The organism is Pseudomonas sp. So3.2b (assembly GCF_019464415.1).
In the GTDB taxonomy this organism is placed as follows: Bacteria; Pseudomonadota; Gammaproteobacteria; order Pseudomonadales; family Pseudomonadaceae; genus Aquipseudomonas; species Aquipseudomonas shahriarae.
Window position 1 is genome coordinate 5,150,357 of sequence record NZ_CP080494.1, and the last position, 16,519, is coordinate 5,166,875.

A 16,519-nucleotide genomic window follows, 5' to 3' on the forward strand; every position below is an offset into this window, starting at 1 on the left:
TTGAATACCGATCAACCGACAGCGACTGCCTGTCGATCGGTAGGGCTAAGCAATAAGCCGATGCTTACTGATCAACAGGTCGCCTTTACGGCGTAACGCGTGGCTCGTGATCGAACACCACGGTGTAGTTGGTGGTGAACAGGCCTGCGTCGGTGTCGGCTGGCTTGGCGGCCACAACCACCATGTCGGCCTGGGTGCCCGGGGTGGAGCTGGCGTCATCCACGACTTCCAGTGGCGAACCGGTCAGGGTCACGCCGTTGAAGGAGGTGGTCAGGGGGATGGAGGACGTGCCGTTGCTCAGGGATGCCGGGCCGCCTTCGATGTAGGCCTTGATCGAACCGTCAGTATTTTTTACCGCGTAGGTGGCACGGATCTGGCTCAATTGGCCAGTGACGGTGTTGTAGGACATGGTTTCATCCTTACCGAAATCCGGATCCACCGGCTGGGCGTGGAACTGTTTGGTAGGAATGGTTGCCTTGATGTTGATGACACTGGTGGCTTCACCGGCAGCAAACACGCTGGAAGAGCCGATAGCCAACAAGACCAGTGGCAGGACGAAAGCAGTTTTTTTCAGCATCGTTAAATACCTGTTGTCACTTTAAGTAAGTTAAAGATTCGACTCGATCGAAACTTCATGACGCGCCACAAGCCCAACTCCAAGTTGAGTCCTAAGACGCAAGTAAATGATCTGCCGATTCCAACTTCAGGTAAGCCAGCTATTTCCGTGTAGCGCGTAGTTATCAAACCCTCTATGCAGGCAGAAAAAATCCTGAAAACTCAATAAGTCACGTATTACCTGTCATCCCGGTAATACATGCAACATTAGTTCGGCTTACCTATATAAGACATCGTTCCGTAAGAAATGGAGTACACGAATAGCTATAGCTAAGCAGAACTTACTTTAGAGCAAAAACTCCACAATGCCATTTAAACCGACCATTTATAAATCGGCCTGTGGTGCCGGTGATAGCACCCGGGGTTGGCGCCCTACCGTTCGTCAGAAGGCATTGCTCGAGTCATAAGATATATCTTACGTTATGTCTTAGATACCCACAGAGAGCATGACAATGAGAGACCATCATTCCCACCGTGAACCCGGTGACGGCCGCGACGGCTTCGAGAAACGCCCAGGCCGCGAGCGCGGTGGCCGGGGGCCCCGGGTCTTTGCCCCGGGCGATCTGAAAATCCTCCTGCCGGCGCTGATCGCCGAACAGCCGTGCCATGGCTACGACCTGATCCGCCAGATCGAAGGACTGTTCGACGGCGCCTATAGCCCCAGCCCCGGGGTGATCTACCCCACCCTGACCTTCCTCGAAGAAAGCGAGTTGATCAGTGGCGACGCCGAAGGCGGGAAAAAACGCTACACAATCACCGACGCCGGACGTCTCTTCTTGAGTGAACAGAAAATTGCCCTGGACGGTGTGCGCATGCGCATCGACGTCAGCAAGCGTTCGCTGCGCGGCCACGACCGGCCACCCGAGATCCACGAGGCGGTGCACAACCTGCGCCATGCCTTGCAACTGCACCACGGGCGCTGGAGCCCGGAAGAAATCACCCGTGTTGCGGGGCTGCTCAACAGCACCGCCCAAGCCATTGTGGATGGCCCGGCCGTCCAACCTGTACAGGGGAAAAGTGAATGAACAAGCCCGTCATCCACCGCGTCACCCACGAGATCAAACGCCGCCGCCTGCAGGTATTGCGGGTGGTCGATATCACCCCGCGCATGCGCCGCATCACCCTGGGTGGCGAGCAACTGGCCGGGTTTATCAGCCTGGGCAGCGATGACCATATCAAGCTGCTGTTCCCGCAGAACGCCGCCGAACTGGCCGCGCTGCAAAGCCCGACCTTCACCATCAAGGGCGAGGGCCCACAACCGGCGATGCGCGACTACACACCACGGCGTTTCGACCTGGCCCTCGGGGAGTTGGATATCGACTTTGTGCTGCACGGCGACGGCCCGGCGTCGACCTGGGCCGAGCAGGCTGCCGTCGGCCAACACCTGTACATCGGCGGGCCACGGGGCTCGATGATCGTGCCGGATATCTTCGACAGCTACCTGCTGATCGGCGACGAAACCGCAATCCCGGCCATTGCCCGGCGCCTGGAAGAACTGCCGGCGGGGCGCAAGGTGCTGGCAGTGATTGAAATTGCCGATGAGCACGAAAGGCAGGCGCTGGACAGTGCGGCGGATGTGGAAGTGATCTGGGTGATGCGCGGGGTCGATGACCTGCTGGCCACGGTGGAGCACCTGCAGCCACCGGCCGGGGCGCTGTATGCCTGGGTGGCTACCGAGACCAAGCTGTCACGCCAGGTTCGGCGGGTGCTGCTGGATAAGCACCAGCTCAACGACGAGTTCGTCAAGGCCGTGGGCTACTGGCGAGCCCAGGGCAGCGACGAAGAATAGGACTCACTCGGTCAAAATGTGGGAGCGGGCTTGCCCGCGATTGCGCTGTATCAGTCGGCACATTTGCTACTGACCCACTGCAATCGCGGGCAAGCCCGCTCCCACATTAGTCCTTCGTTACCTTGGGGATCTTGTCCAGCCCCACTAGCGCCAACGCCACCGCCACAAACCCCAGCAATATCCCCCCCGCATTCATAAACACCTGTGGATATCCCAAGGTGTCGACATCAATAAACGGGTATTGATACTGCCCCAGCAGATGCCCGCGCAACAGCACGTACACGAAATACAGCAACGGGTAGATCGCCCAATAGCCGATGTGCCTGAGGCGCAACGTCCCCTTGGGCACACACCGCCACCAATACCCCAGGAACAGCAGCGGCATCACATCGTGGAGCAATTCGTCGGCGATAAACTGCCAGCCCTCGGGGCTCCACAAATGCCGCAGCAGCAGGCTATACGCCAGCCCCACCACGACGATACTCACCGCTATCCCGCTGCTGACCGCAGGCTGCAGGAAAAAGCGGCGCCCGGCTGAAGGGCGATTCACCAGTGCATAACTGAGCACCACCGCCGCCAGGGTGTTGGTCAGCACCGTGAAGAAGCTGAAGAAACTCACCAACCCACCCAACAGGCTGGCATCGGCCATCCAGCGTGAGTAGAGGACCAGGTACTGCTGGATCGCCAGGCCCGCCCAGCCGGCCAGCGCCGCTGACGCGATAAAGCGCTTCATGGGATCAGTCCAGCGGGCGTTTGGTGCGCATCAGCTTGACGTACAGGCCTTCGACTTTCTCCCGCGCCCACGGGGTCTTGCGCAAAAAAGTGAGGCTGGACTTGATGCTCGGGTCGTTCTTGAAGCAGCGGATATCAATGCGCTCGGCCAGGCCTTCCCATTCGTAATGCGCCACCAGTGCAGTGAGCACCTGTTCCAGGGTAACGCCGTGCAGGGGGTTGTTATTCGATGCGGTCATGCCGGGCCTTTGCCAAGTAAATAAAGAGGAAGCCGCGCACCTTAGCCGAGAGGCCAGGCAGGCGGAAGCACCGTGTTCACTATAGCCGTTGAAAAAGTTCCGCTTCCCGGACGAAAAAGAGATGTTATATTGTAACCATTCATATCAAACCTTCTCTGCTTTGCCAAGGAACCCCCGATGTCCCTCTCCCCTCTCTGGCGCCTGACGCCGCTGGCCGCCGCCCTGCTGATCGGCACCCAGGCCCACGCCCTGGAACTGCAACCCCAAATCATCACCGGCAACCCGCTGGGCAGCCAACAACTGGCCTCGCCCACCACGGTGCTGGAAGGCGATGACCTGACCCTGCAACAAAAAGGCAGCCTTGGCGAAACCCTGAACAAGCAGCCGGGGGTGTCGTCGTCGTACTTTGGCCCTGGCGCCAGCCGCCCGATCATCCGTGGCCAGGATGGCGACCGCATCCGCATCCTGCGCAACGGCGTCGGCGCGCTGGATGCCTCGTCGTTGTCTTATGACCATGCGGTGCCGCTGGACCCGGTCAATGTCGAGCGCATTGAGATCGTCCGTGGCCCGGCCGCCTTGCTCTACGGCGGCAGCGCCATCGGCGGCGTGGTCAATACCTTCGACAACCGCATCCCCACCGAAGCCATCGAAGGCATCCATGGCGCGGGCGAGTTGCGCTACGGCGGCGCCGACACCACCCGCAGCAGCGCCGGTAAGCTGGAAGCCGGCAACGGCAGCTTCGCCCTGCACCTGGATGCCAGCGCACGGCAATTCAACGACCTGAAAATCCCCGGTTACGCCCGCAGCCGCCATGCCCCGCAAAGTGAAAACGGCCCCGGCAAAAACGGCCGCCTGGGCAACAGCGATGGGCGTCAGGACAGTGGCGCAGTGGGCGGTTCCTACACCTGGGACGACGGTTACGCCGGGTTGTCCTACAGCAACTCCGACAGCAACTACGGCTCGCCCGCCGAACAGGATGTGCGCATCCGTATGCAACAAGAGCATTACGCCTTTGCGTCCGAAATCCGCAACCTGCAAGGGCCGTTTACCTCGGTCAAACTCGACGCTGGCTACACCGATTACGAACACCGGGAAATCGAAGGCGGCGAAACCGGTACCACTTTCAAGAACAAAGGCTATGAGGCGCGCATCGAAGCACGGCACCAGCCGATGGGGCCTTTCGACGGCATCGTCGGTGCCCAGGTCAGCCGTAGCGAATTTTCCGCCCTGGGCGAGGAAGCCTTCGTACCGCAGACCGAGACCAATGCCGGCGCGCTGTTTATCCTCGAAGAAATGCAGGCCACCGAGCGCCTGAAACTGAGCCTGGGCGGGCGCCTGGAACACACCACTGTCGACCCGGACGGCAAGGGCAACGAGCGCTTTGCCAATGCCAACACCTCCAGCAGCTTCACCGCTGGCAGCCTGTCATCGGGCGCGGTGTATACCCTCACGCCCATCTGGTCGCTGGCCGCGACCCTGGGCTACACCGAGCGCGCGCCGACCTTCTACGAGCTGTACGCCAACGGCGCCCACGTCGCCACCGGCACTTATGAAGTGGGCGACGCCAAGCTGTCCAAGGAAAAAGCCGTGGCCAGCGACCTGGCCCTGCGCTTTGACAATGGTACGCACAAGGGCAGTTTTGGCGTGTTCTACAGCCACTTCTCCAACTACATCGGCCTGCTGAACAGCGGTCGCACCTTGAATGACGAAGGCGAAGAAGACGCCGACGGCATCCCGGAATACACCTACTCCGGCGTACGCGCACGTTTCGTTGGCTTCGAAGCCCAGGATCACTGGAAACTTGGCGAAAGCGCCTACGGCAAATTTGCCCTGGAACTGTCGGGCGACTACACCCGCGCCACCAACCTGGAGACCGGCGAAGCCCTGCCCCGTATTGCGCCGCTGCGCCTGAACAGTGGCCTGCTGTGGGAACTGGATCGCTGGCAGGCGCGCATTGATGTCGAGCATGCTGCTGGCCAGGGTCGGGTGCCGAACAACGAAAGCGGCACCGACGGCTACACCACATTGGGCGCCAGCGCCGGCTATCGCTTCAACCTGGGTGGCAGCCAGTGGCTGGCATTTGTTGACGGCGAGAACCTGACCAACCAGACCGTGCGCTACGCCAGCTCGATCCTGCGCGATATCGCACCGGCACCGGGGCGCAGCGTGCAGGTAGGCCTGCGCACGACCTTCTGACAGACAGGGATGTTCAACCTGTGGGAGCTGTGTGTTGTCTAGCCAAACTCGTGCTGCAGACAAGCTCCCTTGTGGGAGCGGGCTTGCCCGCGATAGCGGTGGGTCAGCCAGCCTTTCCGGTGCTGACCCAACGCTATCGCAGGCAAGCCAGCTCCCACATCAAATTGTGTTGTCTAGCTAAACCCGTACTGCAAACGAGCCCCCCCTGTGGGAGCGGGCTTGCCCGCGATGGCGGTGGGTCAGCCAGCCTATCCGGTGCTGACCCAACGCTATCGCAGGCAAGCCAGCTCCCACATCAAGTTGTGTGGTCTAGCCAAACCCGTGCTGTAAACGAGATCCCCTGTGGGAGCGGGCAAGCCAGCTCCCTCACTGCTTTGCGGTCTCTGCGCCGACTGTTACCAAATCCGAAATAATCCATCTTGCGATTAGCCCTTTCTCTCCCCGTGCCGGCGCTTTATCCTTGTCGGCAACAACCTGAAACGTTTCATCTGCCACCCAAAAACCTGATGCGCGCCCGCCCTGCCGGTCGCCGTTTGCGTACTAAAACCAAAAACTATTAAGACCTGCCCTTGCCTATGCCTGCTTTCCCAACACTGCGCCTGTGCGCTGCGCTGCTGCCTTTGTGCCTGATCACCTGTGCCCAGGCCGCCCCTGCCTTTGACCGCGAGTCACCGTGGATGCTGGGTGATTTCGGCGGTTCCCGGACAGCGCTGTCTCAACAAGGCTACGACTTCAAGATCGACTACACCGGCGAGATGGGCAGCAACCTGCATGGCGGCTCGGACCATGACCGCACCGCCCGCTACAGCGACCAATGGGCCTTCGGCAGCCACCTGGACCTGCAGAAGATCCTCGGCTGGCACGACGCCGAGTTCCAACTGACGATCACCGAGCGCAGTGGCAATAACATCAGCAATGACCGCATCAACGACCCACGGGTCGGCGGTTTTACCTCGTCCCAGGAAGTCTGGGGCCGTGGCCAGACCTGGCGCCTGACGCAGATGTGGTACCAGCAGAAATTCTTCGACCAAAAACTGGATATCAAAGCTGGGCGTTTTGGCGAAGGCGAAGACTTCAACAGCTTCCCCTGTGACTTCCAGAACCTGGCGTTCTGCGGCTCCCAGGTGGGCAACTGGGTCGGTGGCATCTGGTACAACTGGCCCGTGAGCCAATGGGCGCTGCGGGTCAAATACCACCTGACGCCCGAGTTGTACGCGCAGCTCGGCGCCTATGAACAGAACCCGTCCAACCTCGATCGCGGCAATGGCTTCAAGCTCAGTGGCAGCGGCACCCAGGGCGCCCTGCTGCCGGTGGAGCTGGTGTGGACGCCAACGTTTCACGGCCTGCCGGGCGAATACCGCGCCGGTTACTACTACAGCAGCGCCAAGGCCAGCGATGTCTACAAGGACCGCTACGACCAGCCCGCCGCCGTCAGTGGCGAGGCCTATCGCAGTGCCTCCAGCAAGCACGGTGTGTGGCTGGGCGTGCAGCAGCAGGTCACCCGCCTCGCCAGCGACAACAGCCGTGGCTTGAGCGTGTTCGCCAACGCGACGATGCACGATAAGAAGACCAACGCTGTGGATAACTATGTGCAGGCCGGGGTGGTCTACAAAGGCCCGTTCGATGCCCGCGCCCAGGACGATATCGGCTTTGCCGTGGCCCGCGTGCACGTCAACCCGGCCTATCGCAAGAACGCCCAGGCCAGCAACCAGGCCCGTGCGGTCTACGACTTCGACGACGCCGCCTACCTGCCGGTGCAAGACACCGAATACAGCGCCGAGCTCTATTACGGCGTGCATGTCAGCAACTGGCTGACGGTGCGCCCGAACCTGCAATACATCCGGCATCCGGGGGCCGTTGCCCAGGTGGATGACGCGCTGGTCGGCGGGATCAAGCTGCAAGCGTCCTTCTGAATCGCAATAAACGCAATGAGACCTGAACCAAGCCCGCGCGCAAACGTCATCTACAGTGAACAAGCGCGGGACTACTTTAAACGTCACGGAGAATCACACTATGAGCACTGATGGTGCTTCAAGCCCAAGCCGCCTGCTGCCCAGGCTGCTGGGGATCTTGCTGCTGATCATGGGCCTGGCCTTGTTGGCCGGGGGCATCAAGCTGAGCATGCTCGGCGGGTCGCTGTACTACCTGCTGGCCGGTATCGGCATCACTCTGACCGGCGTCCTGCTGCTGGCTACGCGCCGCGCGGCGCTGGGCCTGTACGCTGTGGTGCTGTTCGCCAGTACGGTGTGGGCTCTGTGGGAAGTCGGCCTGGACTGGTGGCAACTGGTGCCGCGCCTGGCCCTGTTGTTCGGCCTGGGCATCGTCATGCTGCTGCCGTGGTTCCGCCGTCCCCTGCTGCGTGGCCAACCCGCCCCGCTGGGCACCGGCGCGCTGAGCGTAGCCGTGGTACTGGCCGGCGCAACCGCCGTGGCCAGCCAGTTCACCAACCCCGGTGAAATCAAGGGCCAACTGGACCGCGACGCGGTACCGGGCATGACCAATGCCGCGCCGGCCCAGGCCGATGGCGACTGGAATTCCTATGGCCGTTCGGGTTTCGGTGATCGTTACTCGCCGCTGGCGCAGATCACCCCGGAAAATGCCCACAAGCTGGTGCCGGCCTGGACTTATCGCACCGGCGACCTGCCTGGCCCGGGCGACCCTGGTGAAACCACTGCGGAAAACACCCCGCTGAAAGTCAACGGCATGCTCTACGTGTGCACACCGCACAGCCAGGTGATTGCCCTTGATCCGGATACCGGCAAGGAAATCTGGCGTTTCGACCCTAAGCTCTCGACGCAGAAAGCCGAGAACTTCAAGGGTTGGGCGCATATGACCTGCCGTGGCGTGTCGTATCACGATGACGCGGCCTACGCCGCCACCGAGCAAAGCCCGGCCACCGGCGCCGCCACGCCAGCCGCCAATGCCTGCCCGCGCCGCATTTTCCTGCCGACCGCCGACACCCGTCTGATCGCACTGAACGCCGACACCGGCAAGATGTGTGAAGACTTCGGCGACAAAGGCCAGGTCGACCTGGGCGCCAACATTGGCACCTTCGCCCCCGGTGGTTACTACTCCACCTCGCCGCCCGCCATCACCAAGAACCTGGTGGTCATTGGCGGTCACGTCACCGATAACGTCTCCACCGACGAACCAAGCGGCGTAATCCGCGCGTTCGACGTGCACACCGGCAAGCTGGTGTGGAACTGGGACAGCGGCAACCCGGACGACACCACGCCGATTGCCGAAGGCAAGACCTACACCCGCAACTCGCCCAACATGTGGTCGATGTTCGCCGTCGATGAAAAACTCGGCATGCTCTACCTGCCGATGGGCAACCAGACCCCGGACCAGTTCGGTGGCTACCGCACCCCGGCTTCCGAGCTGCACGCTGCCGGCCTGACCGCCCTGGATATCGACACCGGTAAAGTGCGCTGGCACTACCAGTTCACCCACCATGACCTGTGGGACATGGACGTGGGCGGCCAGCCAAGCCTGATCGACATCAAGACAGCGGCCGGCGTGAAGCAAGCCGTGATGGCCTCGACCAAGCAAGGCAGCATCTACGTGCTGGACCGTGCAACGGGCGAGCCGGTGGTGCCGATCAACGAAATCCCGGTACCGCAAGGCGCAGTGGCAGGCGATCACACCTCGCCGACCCAGCCCAAGTCCGACCTCAACTTCATGCCACCGCCCCTCAAGGAACGTGACATGTGGGGCGTGACCCCGTTCGACCAAATGCTCTGCCGGATCGACTTCAAATCCCTGCGCTACGATGGCCCGTTCACCCCGCCATCGCTGCAAGGTTCGATCGTTTACCCCGGCAACTTCGGCGTGTTCGACTGGGGCGGCATCTCGGTTGATCCGGTGCGCCAGATTGCCTTCGTCAACCCAAGCTACATGGCGTTCAAGTCGACCATGATCCCGGCAGAAAAAATCGCCGCCATGGGCCCGCGTGTCAGCGAGACCGAAGGTGTGCAGCCGAACAAAGGCACGCCTTATGGCGTGGTCCTGGAAGCCATGCTCTCGCCAATGGGCCTGCCATGCCAGGCACCGGCCTGGGGTTATGTGGCCGCCGTGGACTTGACCAACAACAAGACCATCTGGATGCACAAGAACGGCACCGTGCGTGACAGCTCGCCAGTGCCCATCCCCCTGAGCATGGGTGTGCCAAGCCTGGGCGGGGCCTTCACCACCGCCGGTGGCGTGTCCTTCCTCAGCGGTACCCTCGACCAGTACCTGCGTGCCTATGACGTGAAAAACGGCAAGCAACTGTGGGAAGGCCGCCTGCCTGCAGGCGCGCAAACCACCCCGATGACCTACACCGGCAAGGACGGCAAGCAGTACGTGCTGGTCGTGGCGGGCGGTCATGGTTCCCTGGGAACCAAGCAGGGTGACTATGTGATGGCGTTCAAGCTGGCGGATTAAGCGACAGCGGCAACAAAAAAACCCCGGAATTCCGGGGTTATTTATTTGAAACACAACTCAAATGTGGGAGCTGGCTTGCCTGCTCCCACACAAGCCCTCTCCCACATTTTGACCGCGCCGGCCCCGTCACACCGTACTGCGATCCCGGCGCATCCACATCTCAAAGGCCATGGCATTCAACGGCCGGCTGATCAGGTAGCCCTGGGCGGTGTCGCAATTCCATTGCTTGAGCAGCCTCAGGCTGGGTTCGAACTCCACCCCTTCGGCCACCACCTTGAGCCCCAGGTTGTGGCTCATCTCGATGGTCGAACGCACGATCACCGCGTCACCACTGGTGCTGTCGAGGTTGTGCACAAAGGACTGGTCGATCTTCAGCTCCTGCACCGGCAGGCGCTGCAACTGGGCCAGGGACGAGTAGCCCGTGCCGAAGTCGTCCACCGACAGGCTGATGCCACAGCCGCGCAGTTGCTCGAGGATGCGCAAGGCCTGTTCCGGGTTGTGCATGATCGCGCTTTCGGTGATCTCGAAAATCAACTGCCCAGCCAGCACCCCGTGCAATTCCAGCAGTTCGGTCACCCGCGGCGCCAACCCTTCGTCGCCGAGGTCGTCCACCGAAATGTTCAGCGACAGCTGCACCTCCAGCCCGCGCACGCTCCACTCTGCCAACTGGCGGATCGCCTCTTCGATCACCCAGTGGGTCAGGCTGGCCATGCTGCCGGAGCGTTCGGCCAGGGGGATGAATTCGACGGGGGACACCAAGCCCAGGGTCGGGTGCTGCCAGCGCAACAGTGCCTCGGCCTGGCGCACGTAGCCGTGGCGCAGGTCGAGCTTGGGTTGATAGCACAGGAACAATTCGTCTTCGATGGCGGCGCGGCGCAGGTCGCGAATCAGGCTGATCTGGCGTTGATGGGCAAGGTCGCGGTCTTGTTGATAGATCTGCAGATAGCCGGGCAACGCGGCCGCATCGTGGCGCGCAATGGCCGCGCGGCTGATCAGTTCTTCGACCTGCTGGCCATCTTCGGGGTAGGCGGCAATGCCCATGCTCACTTCGTGGCGCAGTTCATCGACACCCACCCGCTGCGGCTCGGTCAACAGGCTGTACAGGCGGTCGGCGCGGGCCACGGCGCTGTCGAGCTTGGTGTTTTCCAACAGCACCAGAAATTCGCTGCCGGTAATGCGCGCCGCCGAATCCCCGGCCGCCAGGCTCGACAGCAGGCAGCGGCTGGCTTCGCGCAACATTTCCTCGACCCCTTGGGGGCCAAAGCCTTCGTTGATCACCCGGTAGTTTTCAATCCCCAGGTACAGCAACACAACCGGGCGCCGCGCACTGATCGCACTGCCCAGGCGCTCCATGGCCAGGGCGCGGTTGGGCAGGCCGGTCAGCGCATCGTGCAGGGCATTGTGCGCCAGTTGCCGCTCGCGCACGGCGATGCCGCTTTGCATGGCATTGAAGGCACGGGCCAGCAGGCCGAATTCATCCTTGCCGCGCACCGCCACTGGCGTGCGGTAATCCCCGCCACCAATGCGCTCGGCGGCCTGCACCAGGGCATCGAGCGGGCGCGACACGCGGCGCGCCATCAACAGCGCGCCCACCAGCGAGACCAACAGGGCCGCGAGGGCGATGCCGAGAAATTGCCGGTCCAGCGGCGCAAAGGATTGCAGGGCGTGGTCCAGCGGGCTTTGCAGCAAGGCCATGACTTGCCCGCCATCGCCGGTGTTGGCCAGGGGCAGCACCTGGCTGAGAAAACGCTGGCCGTGAAACTCACTCATTTGTGCCAGCGCCCTGGGAGGCGACGCCTGTAGCGCCTCGATAATGGCCGGGCGATCGGTCACGGGCTGGGTGCTGAACAAGGCCCCCGGCTGGCCCTTGTCCACGCTCATGAACGACACCTCCAGGTTGCTCAGGGAGCGCAACTCGGCGGCGAACTCCTCATCCATGGAAAAGCCCATGACCACCCGCGCAATGGGCAGCGGGTCCAGCACATCTTCCTGGACCAGCAAAAAAGGCTGGCCGGCCAGGGAGACGACGAGCATCTGCAGGGAATTGCGCCGAGCCTGACGCAGCGCCTCGGCGTAGGGAAAGACTTGCTGCGCCGACACGTCAGCCAGGGTGCTGACGATGACCTGCCCATCCAGCCCCAGCACAAACACCTCACTGGAACGGATGCCGCTGCCCTGCCGGTGCAGGGCCGCGAGGATCGCCGCCGGCTGGCCCTCAGCGACGGCGCGACGGAACTGTTCGTCCACCGTCAGCCAGTCGAGGCCGTATTGCAGGCGCCGCCCGCGCAGGTCCAGCAGGCGCTCGAACACTCGGCTGCCGGTCTCCAGTTGCACCAGGGCCTGATTTTCCACGGCCCGGGTGGTGGCCACTTTCACGGCAAAATACACCGCGCCCACCACGACCAGCAGCAGCAACGCCAACACCCCCGCCAGCCGCGCCTGGAAGGCGTGGCGCCATTTCATCCGCTTGCCTCCTGGCAGCGTGCCCACGCCCCAGCTCAAGCGCCCTTTTGTCATACGCATCCCTCGCGACTGGCGGCCCGGTGTCAAATAAATGCCCGTTCATACCGGGCATTTGGAAAACCCAGATTAGCCTTCGCCGGGCAGAAGTAAACCTAATAAATACGGGAGGTTGGCTGACATTATTTTGACGACAGATCGCCGTCTAAACCGCGCAGGCACCCCAAAAATCGCCACCGATTTGCTGAAGGGGGACTGCGGTGACGTCGTAAATGTCATGCAATTTGTTGCTAACCACGCCGGGCCATTGAAACCACCGCTCACCTGCCCCATCTAACCTCCATACTTCACTGTGCAGGTGCCCCATGAGCGACCAGCAAGAATTCCCCGATATCGACCTCAACGACTACGCCGACCCCGAAAACGCTGAAACTCCGTCGTCCAACACCGGCCTGGCCCTGCCTGGGCAAAATCTGCCGGACAAGGTCTATATCATCCCGATCCACAACCGGCCGTTCTTCCCGGCGCAAGTGTTGCCGGTGATCGTCAATGAAGAGCCCTGGGCCGAGACCCTGGAGCTGGTGAGCAAATCCGACCACCACTCCCTGGCGCTGTTTTTCATGGACACGCCGCCCGAAGACCCGCGGCATTTCGATACCTCTGCCCTGCCGTTGTACGGCACCCTGGTCAAGGTGCATCACGCCAGCCGCGAAAACGGCAAGCTGCAGTTCGTTGCCCAGGGCCTGACCCGCGTGCGCATCAAGACCTGGCTCAAGCACCACCGCCCACCGTATCTGGTGGAAGTCGAATACCCGCACCAGCCCAGCGAGCCGACCGATGAGGTCAAGGCCTACGGCATGGCCCTGATCAATGCGATCAAGGAACTGCTGCCGCTCAACCCGCTGTACAGCGAAGAGCTGAAGAACTACCTCAACCGCTTCAGCCCCAACGACCCGTCGCCCCTGACCGACTTCGCCGCCGCGCTGACCTCGGCCACCGGTAACGAGTTGCAGGAAGTGCTGGACTGCGTGCCAATGCTCAAGCGCATGGAAAAAGTGTTGCCGATGCTGCGCAAAGAGGTGGAAGTCGCGCGCCTGCAAAAGGAAATCTCCGCCGAGGTGAACCGCAAGATCGGCGAGCACCAGCGCGAGTTTTTCCTCAAGGAACAACTCAAGGTGATCCAGCAGGAGCTGGGGCTGACCAAGGACGATCGCAGCGCCGACGTCGAACAGTTCGAGCAGCGCCTGGAAGGCAAGGTGCTGCCGGCCCAGGCGCAGAAACGCATTGATGAAGAGCTGAACAAGCTGTCGATCCTCGAAACCGGCTCGCCGGAATACGCGGTCACGCGTAACTACCTGGACTGGGCGACCTCGGTGCCGTGGGGCGTGTATGGCGAGGACAAACTCGACCTCAAACACGCCCGCAAAGTCCTGGATAAACACCATGCGGGGCTGGACGACATCAAGAGTCGCATCCTCGAGTTCCTCGCGGTCGGCGCCTATAAAGGCGAAGTCGCCGGCTCCATCGTGCTGTTGGTAGGCCCGCCGGGTGTGGGCAAGACCAGCGTCGGCAAATCCATCGCCGAGTCTCTGGGGCGGCCGTTCTACCGTTTCAGCGTCGGCGGCATGCGCGACGAGGCCGAAATCAAGGGCCATCGCCGCACCTACATCGGCGCCCTGCCGGGCAAGCTGGTGCAGGCGCTCAAGGATGTGGAGGTGATGAACCCGGTGATCATGCTCGACGAGATCGACAAGATGGGCCAGAGCTACCAGGGCGACCCGGCGTCGGCCCTGCTGGAGACCCTCGACCCGGAACAGAACGTCGAATTCCTCGATCACTACCTGGACCTGCGCCTGGACCTGTCCAAAGTGCTGTTCGTGTGCACCGCCAACACCCTGGACTCGATCCCCGGCCCGTTGCTGGACCGTATGGAAGTGATTCGCCTGTCGGGCTATATCACCGAAGAAAAAGTCGCCATTGCCAAGCGTCACCTGTGGCCAAAGCAGTTGGAAAAAGCCGGCGTGGCCAAGAACAGCCTGAGCATCACCGATGGCGCCCTGCGCGCGCTGATCGACGGCTATGCCCGTGAAGCCGGGGTGCGCCAGTTGGAGAAGCAACTGGGCAAGCTGGTGCGCAAGGCGGTGGTCAAGCTGCTGGATGAGCCGGACTCGGTGATCAAGATCGGCAACAAGGACCTGGAAAGCTCCCTGGGCATGCCGGTGTTCCGCAACGAGCAGGTACTGTCGGGCACGGGTGTCATCACCGGCCTGGCCTGGACCAGCATGGGCGGCGCGACCTTGCCGATCGAGGCGACGCGTATCCACACGCTCAATCGTGGGTTCAAGCTCACCGGGCAGTTGGGTGAAGTGATGAAGGAATCCGCCGAAATCGCCTATAGCTACATCAGCTCCAACCTGAAGTCGTTTGGCGGTGACCCGAAGTTCTTCGACGAAGCCTTCGTGCACCTGCACGTGCCGGAAGGCGCCACGCCCAAGGACGGCCCGAGTGCCGGGGTGACCATGGCCAGTGCGCTGCTCTCGCTGGCGCGCAACCAGCCGCCGAAAAAAGGCGTGGCCATGACCGGCGAACTGACCCTGACCGGGCACGTACTGCCGATTGGTGGCGTGCGCGAGAAGGTGATTGCGGCGCGGCGCCAGAAGATCCATGAACTGATCCTGCCGGAGCCCAACCGGGGCAGCTTTGAAGAATTGCCGGAGTACCTCAAGGAAGGCATGACGGTGCACTTTGCCAAGCGCTTTGCGGATGTGGCGAAGGTGTTGTTCTGATAGATCTGTAGCGTTGGCACTGGCCTCATCGCGGGCAAGCCCGCTCCCACATTTTGATATGTGAACACATTCAAGTGTGGGAGCGGGCTTGCCCGCGATGGCGTCAGCCGCCTCAACACAAAACCCTGCTGTAACACCTTGTCTCATCTTCGGTTATGCTCGCCCTTCGTCGCCAATAAACGGAGCCTTCATGACCGCTGCCCGCCTGCTTCTTCCGCTAAGCCTCGCCCTGCTCGCGGCTTGCGCCAGTGCACCGAAGCAAAACGTCACCGTCGAAAAACAGAGCGCCTGCCCGCTCAAGCTCAAGGCCGGGCAAAACCTGACCCTGACCTTGCCGAGCAACCCCACCACCGGTTATCGCTGGGCGATCCAGGATTCGGCCGGCGGCGTGCTGCGCAGCCTCGGCCCCGAGGTCTACAGCAACCCCGAGGACGCCGGTGTAGTGGGTGCCGCCGGGCAATCCACCTGGCGCTTCCAGGCCTTTACCGCAGGTAGCGGCCGCCTGCGCCTGACCTCCCAACAACCCTGGGCCCCGGAAGTGAATCCGGTGGACACCTTTGACTGCGCCATTACGGTGAACTGATATGCCATGGATGATTCTTGCGTTGATGGGTGCGGGTACCTTTATCTACGGTCTGAGCACGCATGCCACCTTGCTGTGCCTGTTGGTCAAGCCGCTGCCGGTACTGGCGCTGTTGGGTTGGCTGCATGATGCGCCGCCCAGTGACTATCGACGCTGGATCAGCCTGGGGTTGATCTTCTCCGTGGTGGGCGATGTGTTGCTGGCCTGGCCCGGCGACCTGTTTATCTTCGGCCTGGGCGCGTTTTTGTTCGCGCACCTGGCGTATCTCAAAGCCTACTTCAGCGACTGCCGGCGCCCGGCCCTGTTGCCGCTGGCCTTGGCCCTGGGGGTTGGGGCGATCCTGTTGAGCATCCTGATATCCCACGGCCTGGGCGACTTGCTGATTCCGGTGGTGGTGTATGCGCTGGTGATCAGCGCCATGCTCTGGCGTGCACTGGCGCGCCTGGGCAGCGACGTACCCAAGCGCTCGGCGCAGCTGGCGGCCGTCGGCGCGGCGTTGTTTGTGTTTTCCGACACGCTGATCGGCACCAACCGCTTTGTGGTGACCTTCGATGCCGCACCGTACCTGTTGATCATCACCTACTGGTTGGGACAGTGGGGCATCACCGCATCGGCCTTTTCCCAGCCGCGCCGCACGCCCCTGACCTGACTCCCCCTGTGGCGAGCGGGCTTGCCCGCGTTGGGGCGCGCAGCG

The 16,519-nt window shown here is 62.1% G+C and carries 12 protein-coding genes; 8 read left to right on the forward strand and 4 right to left on the reverse strand.

The features are described from left to right. Positions 1-85: 85 nt before the first annotated feature. The gene (locus K1X80_RS23150) at positions 86-577 is read right to left on the reverse strand and encodes a CS1 type fimbrial major subunit (protein ID WP_057958565.1); all 492 of its coding nucleotides are present in this window, start codon (positions 575-577) and stop codon (positions 86-88) included. Between the two features lie 490 nt (positions 578-1,067). On the opposite strand from K1X80_RS23150, the gene K1X80_RS23155 reads away from it, so the two are divergent. Together K1X80_RS23155 and K1X80_RS23160 are read left to right on the forward strand one after the other, a co-directional pair. Beyond that, entirely contained in the window at positions 1,068-1,640 is a 573-nt protein-coding gene (locus tag K1X80_RS23155) for a PadR family transcriptional regulator (protein WP_057958564.1), read from the forward strand. Beyond that, entirely contained in the window at positions 1,637-2,404 is a 768-nt protein-coding gene (locus K1X80_RS23160) for a siderophore-interacting protein (protein ID WP_198800179.1), read from the forward strand. The genes K1X80_RS23155 and K1X80_RS23160 overlap by 4 nt, the downstream gene beginning before the upstream one ends. A 106-nt stretch (positions 2,405-2,510) precedes the next feature. On the opposite strand, the gene K1X80_RS23165 is transcribed toward K1X80_RS23160, so the two are convergent. Both K1X80_RS23165 and K1X80_RS23170 read right to left on the reverse strand, forming a co-directional pair. Then, the gene (locus K1X80_RS23165) at positions 2,511-3,137 is read right to left on the reverse strand and encodes a Pr6Pr family membrane protein (RefSeq protein WP_220172523.1); all 627 of its coding nucleotides are present in this window, start codon (positions 3,135-3,137) and stop codon (positions 2,511-2,513) included. A 4-nt stretch (positions 3,138-3,141) separates the two neighbouring features. Continuing rightward, on the reverse strand, positions 3,142-3,375 hold the full coding sequence (locus tag K1X80_RS23170) for a VF530 family DNA-binding protein (RefSeq protein ID WP_057438302.1): 234 nt from the start codon (positions 3,373-3,375) through the stop codon (positions 3,142-3,144). Between the two features lie 177 nt (positions 3,376-3,552). Here K1X80_RS23170 and K1X80_RS23175 point away from each other — a divergent pair, with 177 nt between their 5' ends. The 3 genes from K1X80_RS23175 to K1X80_RS23185 all read left to right on the forward strand — a co-directional run bounded on the left by K1X80_RS23175 (position 3,553) and on the right by K1X80_RS23185 (position 9,996). Continuing rightward, positions 3,553-5,571: a TonB-dependent receptor gene (locus K1X80_RS23175; protein WP_057438300.1), complete on the forward strand. Its 2,019-nt coding sequence runs from the start codon at positions 3,553-3,555 to the stop codon at positions 5,569-5,571. Between the two features lie 575 nt (positions 5,572-6,146). Further along, positions 6,147-7,484, forward strand: a complete 1,338-nt coding sequence (locus K1X80_RS23180) for a carbohydrate porin (protein WP_120734102.1) — start codon at positions 6,147-6,149, stop codon at positions 7,482-7,484. A 100-nt stretch (positions 7,485-7,584) separates the two neighbouring features. Continuing rightward, entirely contained in the window at positions 7,585-9,996 is a 2,412-nt protein-coding gene (locus tag K1X80_RS23185) for a glucose/quinate/shikimate family membrane-bound PQQ-dependent dehydrogenase (RefSeq protein WP_186625568.1), read from the forward strand. Between the two features lie 126 nt (positions 9,997-10,122). Here the strand turns inward: K1X80_RS23185 and K1X80_RS23190 are convergent, their stop codons facing one another. Continuing rightward, entirely contained in the window at positions 10,123-12,459 is a 2,337-nt protein-coding gene (locus K1X80_RS23190; protein WP_220172524.1) for a bifunctional diguanylate cyclase/phosphodiesterase, read from the reverse strand. Between the two features lie 362 nt (positions 12,460-12,821). Here K1X80_RS23190 and lon point away from each other — a divergent pair, with 362 nt between their 5' ends. The 3 genes from lon (at position 12,822) to K1X80_RS23205 (ending at position 16,474) form a co-directional block, all read left to right on the forward strand. Further along, positions 12,822-15,242, forward strand: a complete 2,421-nt coding sequence (gene lon, locus K1X80_RS23195; RefSeq protein ID WP_057438296.1) for an endopeptidase La — start codon at positions 12,822-12,824, stop codon at positions 15,240-15,242. 190 nt (positions 15,243-15,432) lie between these two features. Beyond that, positions 15,433-15,825, forward strand: coding sequence for a protease inhibitor I42 family protein (locus K1X80_RS23200; RefSeq protein WP_029297456.1), 393 nt, complete (start codon positions 15,433-15,435; stop codon positions 15,823-15,825). A gap of 1 nt (position 15,826) precedes the next feature. Next, the gene (locus K1X80_RS23205; protein WP_220172525.1) at positions 15,827-16,474 is read left to right on the forward strand and encodes a lysoplasmalogenase; all 648 of its coding nucleotides are present in this window, start codon (positions 15,827-15,829) and stop codon (positions 16,472-16,474) included. Positions 16,475-16,519: the final 45 nt, after the last annotated feature.